Genomic DNA, 6,962 nt, shown 5'->3' with positions numbered 1-6,962 from the left:
CTGAAGGAGAGGGGTTAGGGGTGAGGTTAAAATCCAAAGAATATTTGGTGATATTTTCCTTTTTAGACAGCCTCATTTCTTTTAAAAACATCTATAAATTATAAAACGCTTTCAAGAGGTGAAAGCTCTAAGCCCCAAGCATCTGATACGCCTTTATAAACGATTTTACCAGCTACTACATTCAAACCTTTTTTCAATTCTTCATTATCAGCACAAGCTTTCTTCCAACCTTTATTTGCTAATTGAATTGCATAAGGTAAAGTAGCATTGGTTAATGCCAATGTTGAAGTATAAGGTACTGCACCCGGCATATTAGCCACACAGTAATGCACTACGCCATCGATTTCAAAAGTAGGGTTTTCGTGTGTAGTAGGGTGACAAGTTTCAATACAACCACCTTGGTCAACGGCTACGTCTACTAACACAGTACCTTGACGCATTTCTTTCAACATTTCACGGGTAATCAAATGAGGTGCTTTAGCCCCTGGAATCAACACCGCACCAATAATCAAATCAGATAATTTAATAGCTTCACGAATGTTATATTCATTAGACATCACAGTATCTACATTGGCAGGCATTACATCTTCTAAATAGCGTAAACGAGGCAAACTAATATCCATAATCGTAACGTTTGCTCCTAAACCTGCTGCCATTTTTGCAGCCTGTGTTCCTACAATTCCACCACCTAACACCAATACATTCGCTGGTTTTACACCTGCAACGCCACCTAATAAGATACCTCTTCCACCCATAGGTTTTTCTAAGTATTTTGCACCTTCTTGAATCGCCATTCTACCCGCTACTTCCGACATCGGTACTAATAAAGGTAAAGAACGATCTGTTTTTTCTACTGTTTCATAAGCCAAACAAATTGCTTTACGCTCAATCATAGCATGAGTCAACGGTTCTGAAGAAGCAAAGTGGAAATAAGTGAATAACAATTGATTTTCTTTAATCAATGAATATTCAGAAGCAATTGGTTCTTTTACTTTGCAAATCATCTCTGCAATAGCATATACTTCTTCAATAGTGCCCAAAATGCTAGCGCCAGCTTTTACATATTCTTCATCCGAAAAGCCACTGCCCGTACCAGCTTGGGTTTGTATATAAACAGTATGCCCGTTTTTCTTAAATTCTGCTACGCCCGCAGGAGTTAGTGCTACACGGTTTTCGTTATTCTTAATTTCTTTGGGTACACCGATAATCATGGCTTGTTGGGGTTTATTACCTGCTTTCCTGTTATTGAAAAACTTTATTCAATAACAGATCCACAGATAGGGTTTGTAAATGAAGATGTGCAAAGTTAGTGAAACAGGAAATAGTTTTATGTTTTCGAAATAAATAAGGAAAAATTATGTATATTTATGCCATTATAGGGAAAAATTCCTGTATTATGCGAATATTATTATTCTGTAAAGTAAATTTTTCTTTATGGCTTTAGATGCAACAGATTTGCGGATTCTTCAATTATTGCAGGAGAATGCCCAACTTACTATCAAAGAAATCTCTAAGCAGATTAATCTTTCCATGACTCCCACCCACGACCGTATCAAAAGATTGGAACAGGAAGAGATTATCGAGAAATATGTCACTATTCTGAATAAGAAAAAATTGGGTAATCCACTCGTGGTGTATTGTAGTATTACATTAGATAAGCAACAGAAAAATCATTTCGAAGAATTTGAAGAAGCTATCAAAGAATTCCCTCAGGTGATAGAATGTAGTGTGGTATCGGGAAGCTATGATTATTTAGTGAAAATCATTGCGCGAGATATGGAGGCTTATAATGAATTTTACCAAAAGAAGTTGTCTGCCCTTCAAAGTGTAGCACATATCAGTAGCTCGTTTGTCATGTCGGAGGTTAAGAATACGACTGTTTTACCAATTTGATTGATGAAAAAGCAAAAAAGGTATTTTGAACACGAATAAAATGCTCAAAATACCTTTTGTTATCATTTATAACTATTTTACAAAAGTGCTGCACCAAAAACCCCAGCACTATCACCCAATATTGGTTTTACGATGGGTGTTGATATTTTTTTATTATTAAAAATATACTTTTTGATTCTGTCATAGCCTTCCGTATAAAGCAAATCTATATTGCCTACGCCACCGCCGATAATAATTAAATCGGGGTCAAGTACGTTGATTAAAGTAGAAATCCCTTTGCCATAAAACTCTAGAAGTCTATCAATCGTAGCTGTCGCATGAGCATCGCTATCAGCTAAATAACGTGCTAATATTTCCTTCAATCCTAGGGCTGTTCCACTAATTTTTTGATAATATTTTTCAAGGGCAGGTCCTGCAATTACTTTTTCTACACAGCCAGCTTTTCCGCAATAGCACGGCTCGCCACCTTCTTCAATAATGTTATGTCCCCACTCACCGCCAATCCCATGATGACCCGCAATTACTTTACCATGTACAACCAATCCTCCTCCGACACCCGTGCCCATGATTACACCAAAAACTAATTCAGCATTTGGATATTTTTTGCCAGCACCCATCAATGCTTCAGCCAAAGCAAAGCAGTTAGCATCATTTGCCAGTTTTACAGGTACTCCTAACGCTTTTTCTAAATCTTGATGCATAGGCTGCCCGTTCATGCAAACGGTATTGCTATTTTTCATCGTAAACGTTGAGGGGTCTAATACGCCGGGTGTTGCAAAACCAATTTGGATGGGTTGTTCTCCTATTTCATCTATTACTAACGATACCAACTTAACAATCTGACTAATAATATGTTCATATCCTTTGTCGGCCTCAGTTGGGATACGCTTTCTAACTATTACGGCTAAGTCATTCTCCTTATCTAATACGGCACATTCAATTTTTGTACCCCCTAAATCAATACCCCAAAGGTGTGTAGGATTTGTAATTGATGGTTTCAAATTTTTGGATTTATTTAATTTACAGTTTACTAATTTTAACCACTGCAAATTAACTATTTATTCTTACTTTTGGAAGGAAATCATCTTTTACACTTATTTACCCTGAGAACTGAACAATCTTCCCCAAATGAGTATTTTTTTACTCATAATGTATGTTTTTTACTGATTTTTTGAGGAATTAAAATGAATTCCGAGTCATTATTCATGGTATAAATTTTTTTAAGTTGAAAACAAAGAAAATCTTATTTCAACATTAAACATTTATAACTATGATACGCTGGTCAATCACATTCCTCGTTGTTGCTTTAGTTGCTGCTATTTTTGGTTTTGGCGGTATTGCCTCTAGTGCAGCTTATTTTGCTAAAATATTATTTTTTGTAGCATTAATACTCGCCGTTTTCAGCTTTCTAAGAGGCGATAGAAACCTCTAATTTTTATAATTATTACATTTTCAACAATCAGACTATTTTAATCAACTATCTAAACTTAACTTAGATTAGAATAAAAGCTAAAATCATGAGACTTCAAATAAGTTGCCAACTTGATTATGAAGCTTACTCGACTACCCCATTAATCCTGATGCTCAGACCAAGAAGTGGTGCTGGGCAGTGGATTATTAAGGAAGAGTATATTCTTGAACCAAGTGTTCCTATTACTGAATACACCGACATGTATGGAAATTTATGTCAGCGTTTATTAACTCCAGTAGGAAAGTTTAATGTACTTACTTCTTCAATCGTGCAAACGGCTGATGAAATTGATGTAGCCCCTGGTGCTGATTTTGTATTAATTGAAGACTTACCTCCTGAAGAACTTATTTATTTATTGCCAAGTAGATTCTGTGAGTCAGACCAATTAGGAAATCTAGCTTTTCAAATTGTTGGTAATGCCTATCCTGGTTATGACCAAGTAGAGGCAATCCGTAAGTGGATTCACCAAAATATATTTTACCAATATGGCTTTAGTAATGCTTCTACTTCTGCTAAGGATACTGCTGCCGCCAAAGTGGGCGTTTGTAGAGATTTCTCTCATTTAGGAATTGCCTTGTGTAGAAGTTTAAGTATTCCTGCCAGAATGGTAGTAGGTTATTTACATGAGCTAGATCCAATGGATTTACATGCATGGTTTGAGGCCTTTGTCGGTGGAAGATGGTATACTTTTGATGCTACCCAAGACTCACCAAAAGGTAATAGAGTAGTTCTGGCTTATGGTCGAGATGCCGCAGATGTAGCTTTGGCTACTCAATTCGGAAGTATTTACTTATCAGATATGCGTGTTTCGGTGTCGATAGCAGAAGAAGTATCCTCTATTTTATAGAAGATTATCTTCTGTTATCATCATCACTCATCATGCTTAAATAACTGTTGTATCGACTTTCAGCTATTGTTCCTTCAGCTACAGCTTCCAGCACAGCACATTTTGGCTCGTTGATATGCTTGCAATTATGATATTTGCATTGCCCCAACAATGCTCGCATCTCTGGAAAGAAATGCGATAGCTCTTGTTTGTCAATGTCGATTAATCCCAATTCTTTGATGCCCGGTGTATCAATGATAAAAGTATTTTCCTCTAGTTCAAACATTGTTGCAAAAGTAGTGGTGTGCACACCCTTATTAGCAAACGTTGAAATTTCTGTTGTTTTTAAATCCAAGGTAGGGGCAATCTGATTTACTAATGTAGATTTGCCAACACCTGAATGCCCCGATACTAATGAAATTTTGTCTTTAAGAATATCATTAAATGCCTTAATGCCAATGTTGCCGACTGCCGATGTAAATACGCAAGGGTAACCTATTTCTTCGTACATCGCCGCTAAATCGGCTAAATAATCTTTTTCTTCTTCTGAGAGTAAATCTATTTTATTGAAAACAATCGTTGTAGGAATTCTAAAGGATTCTGCCGAAACCAAAAAACGGTCGATAAATCCTAAGGATGTTCTAGGGTAGTTTAAGGTAACGATAATAACAGCCTGATCAAGGTTGGCTGCTAAAATATGCCCGTGGGCAGTTTTATGAACAGATTTACGGATGATATAATTTTCACGGGCATCTATCTTAAAGATGGTTGCCATGTTTTCTGTTTTATCTTCAATCTCAAATTCTACTCTATCTCCAACCGCAATCGGGTTAGAGGTTTTTAACCCTTGAATCTTAAACTTGCCCTTTAAACGACACTGCCATACGTGCTTGTTTTCGTCGAGCACCTCATACCATGAGCCTGTTGATCGTAATACTAATCCTTTCATTCGTGTATCAGAATATTGATAATTCCTTGGTAAATGTTATTATTTTGTCCGTGCACCCCAAATTCTCTTTCACATACTCTTCAATAATTGTTGATTTTTCTTTTCTTAAATCAACATCAAAATATAATGGCTCAAAATTGTTTTTAAATTGAGCGGTATCGGCAATCACAAAAGCACCACCAATACGGATTAAATCCATGGCTTCCTGAAATTTCTGATAATTATTATTGCCAAAAAAGATAGGTAAGCCAAAAGTGGCAGCCTCTAATGTATTATGCAATCCTTTGCGATAGGCACCTCCAACCCACGCAAAATCTGCATATTGATACAAGGAAGAAAGCATCCCTATATTATCAATAAAAAGCGTATTTGTTGTTGCTATCTCAGTATCCGTCAAGTGTTGGATCTCTGAAAATTTGATAGAGTTTTTTTTCAACACTTTCTGCCAAGCGGTGATTTCCTCGTCATGAATTTCGTGAGGAGCAATGATTACTTTTAAATCATGCTCAAACTCATTCAACATAGGTGCTATTACTTCAAAATCTTGTTGCCAGCACGAACCTACAATTAACAAAAGTTTGTTATCCTTAAATTTTTCAACTACTTCAATTTCTTTTTTGGCATCCGCAATTTGTTTTACCCTGTCGAAACGGGTATCTCCGCCAATGCTAATTTGTTGAATATTAATGCTTTTTAATAATTCAAACGAGTTTTTATTCTGTACAAATATATGGGTAAAATAAGCAAGAATGTTTCTATAAAAGCCTCCGTAGCTTTTGAAAAATACTTGGTTTGCTCTGAAGATAGTAGAAAATGACATCACAGGAATTTGTTTTTCAGAAAGTATTCTCAGATAATTATACCAAAATTCGTATTTCACAAAAAAGGCAACTGAAGGCTGAAACATCTCGATAAACTCGCGTGCATTCTTTGCGGTATCGATAGGTAAATAACAAATAAAGTCTACACCACTATAGTTTTTACGAATCTCGTAACCAGAAGGCGAAAAAAAAGTAAGCAGGATGAGATGTGACGGAAAGTTTTCTTTATACTTTTCTATGACTGGTCTGGCTTGTTCAAATTCACCTAACGAGGCACTGTGAAACCATGCAAGAGGTGCTGATGAAGTACTTCTTTTTATCCAAAATGGACTTGAATAAACTTGATTTTTAAAGTCTTTTCTGCCTTGAATCCAAAGTTTGGCTTTCGTGTTAAAAGGACTCACTAACCAGACAAAAAACTGGTAAGTATAAATTGAAATATGATAAAGTAGCTTTGACAAATGAAATTTGAATTAATTTTGAATCAAAATTACAGCTAATTAGTTTCATATTAAAACAACGTACTACCATTTACATCATCAGAATAAGCGAAAAGACGCTAAATAATTAAAATGAACTGGAATCAATTAACAGATTTATCTCAATTAGAGGTTATAAAAGAGGAATCGAAACAACAACCAATCTTGATTTTGAAACATAGCACAACGTGTTCAATCTCATCAACTGCTTTAAATCGCTTAGAAAGAAATTGGAAACAAGAGAGCGTGGGAGAGTTAAAGCCTTATTACTTAGATTTATTAAAGTATCGCCCGATTTCTAGTGCTATTGCTTCAACTTTCGGAGTAGAGCATCAATCTCCGCAGGTATTAATCATTCAAAACGGTGAATGTATCTATAATGCCTCACACTTTGAAATTTCATTTGCTGAATTAGCAGAAACGGTAGGTTAGTTGTGATTGAGTGAGTTAGTGAATTGTGATTGAGTGATTTTTATATATCTTATAAAATATAATCACTAACCTACTCAATCACAATTAAAAT

General features: G+C 35.7%; 8 protein-coding genes. 4 read left to right on the top strand and 4 right to left on the bottom strand.

Annotated features, from left to right (window positions below):
* Positions 1 to 98 precede the first annotated feature (98 nt).
* The gene (gene ald / locus AC07XN_RS22615) at positions 99 to 1,211 is read right to left on the bottom strand and encodes an alanine dehydrogenase (RefSeq protein ID WP_309920612.1); all 1,113 of its coding nucleotides are present in this window, start codon (positions 1,209 to 1,211) and stop codon (positions 99 to 101) included.
* A 223-nt stretch (positions 1,212 to 1,434) separates the two neighbouring features.
* Between ald and AC07XN_RS22610 the strand changes: the two genes are divergently transcribed.
* Entirely contained in the window at positions 1,435 to 1,893 is a 459-nt protein-coding gene (locus tag AC07XN_RS22610) for an Lrp/AsnC family transcriptional regulator (RefSeq protein ID WP_494744708.1), read from the top strand.
* 77 nt (positions 1,894 to 1,970) lie between these two features.
* On the opposite strand, the gene AC07XN_RS22605 is transcribed toward AC07XN_RS22610, so the two are convergent.
* Entirely contained in the window at positions 1,971 to 2,894 is a 924-nt protein-coding gene (locus tag AC07XN_RS22605; RefSeq protein ID WP_494744707.1) for an ROK family protein, read from the bottom strand.
* Between the two features lie 269 nt (positions 2,895 to 3,163).
* On the opposite strand from AC07XN_RS22605, the gene AC07XN_RS22600 reads away from it, so the two are divergent.
* Complete coding sequence (locus AC07XN_RS22600; RefSeq protein WP_309920606.1) at positions 3,164 to 3,325, top strand: DUF1328 domain-containing protein; 162 nt, start codon at positions 3,164 to 3,166, stop codon at positions 3,323 to 3,325.
* A gap of 85 nt (positions 3,326 to 3,410) precedes the next feature.
* On the top strand, positions 3,411 to 4,211 hold the full coding sequence (locus tag AC07XN_RS22595) for a transglutaminase domain-containing protein (protein ID WP_494744706.1): 801 nt from the start codon (positions 3,411 to 3,413) through the stop codon (positions 4,209 to 4,211).
* A 4-nt stretch (positions 4,212 to 4,215) separates the two neighbouring features.
* Here the strand turns inward: AC07XN_RS22595 and rsgA are convergent, their stop codons facing one another.
* Together rsgA and AC07XN_RS22585 are read right to left on the bottom strand one after the other, a co-directional pair.
* A complete protein-coding gene (gene rsgA / locus AC07XN_RS22590) occupies positions 4,216 to 5,139 on the bottom strand; it encodes a ribosome small subunit-dependent GTPase A (RefSeq protein ID WP_494744705.1) in 924 nt (307 codons plus the stop codon).
* Positions 5,140 to 5,146: 7 nt separating this feature from the next.
* Positions 5,147 to 6,421, bottom strand: coding sequence for a 3-deoxy-D-manno-octulosonic acid transferase (locus AC07XN_RS22585; RefSeq protein ID WP_494744704.1), 1,275 nt, complete (start codon positions 6,419 to 6,421; stop codon positions 5,147 to 5,149).
* A 111-nt stretch (positions 6,422 to 6,532) separates the two neighbouring features.
* Here AC07XN_RS22585 and ytxJ point away from each other — a divergent pair, with 111 nt between their 5' ends.
* Positions 6,533 to 6,871 (top strand): bacillithiol system redox-active protein YtxJ, encoded by a 339-nt coding sequence (gene ytxJ, locus AC07XN_RS22580; protein ID WP_309920595.1) that lies wholly within the window; start codon positions 6,533 to 6,535, stop codon positions 6,869 to 6,871.
* Positions 6,872 to 6,962 lie beyond the last annotated feature (91 nt).

It is taken from the genome of Arcicella sp. GW458-12-2-14-TSB2, from assembly GCF_059423785.1.
This window is presented reverse-complemented; position numbering and strand designations above follow the sequence as displayed.

Bases quoted from the DNA above. Each gene is read 5' to 3' on its own strand.
- AC07XN_RS22595 (WP_494744706.1), top strand. From the start codon at position 3,411: ATGAGACTTCAAATAAGTTGCCAACTTGATTATGAAGCTTACTCGACT.
- AC07XN_RS22610 (WP_494744708.1), top strand. From the start codon at position 1,435: ATGGCTTTAGATGCAACAGATTTGCGGATTCTTCAATTATTGCAGGAG.
- rsgA (WP_494744705.1), bottom strand. From the start codon at position 5,139: ATGAAAGGATTAGTATTACGATCAACAGGCTCATGGTATGAGGTGCTC.
- ald (WP_309920612.1), bottom strand. From the start codon at position 1,211: ATGATTATCGGTGTACCCAAAGAAATTAAGAATAACGAAAACCGTGTA.
- ytxJ (WP_309920595.1), top strand. From the start codon at position 6,533: ATGAACTGGAATCAATTAACAGATTTATCTCAATTAGAGGTTATAAAA.
- AC07XN_RS22600 (WP_309920606.1), top strand. From the start codon at position 3,164: ATGATACGCTGGTCAATCACATTCCTCGTTGTTGCTTTAGTTGCTGCT.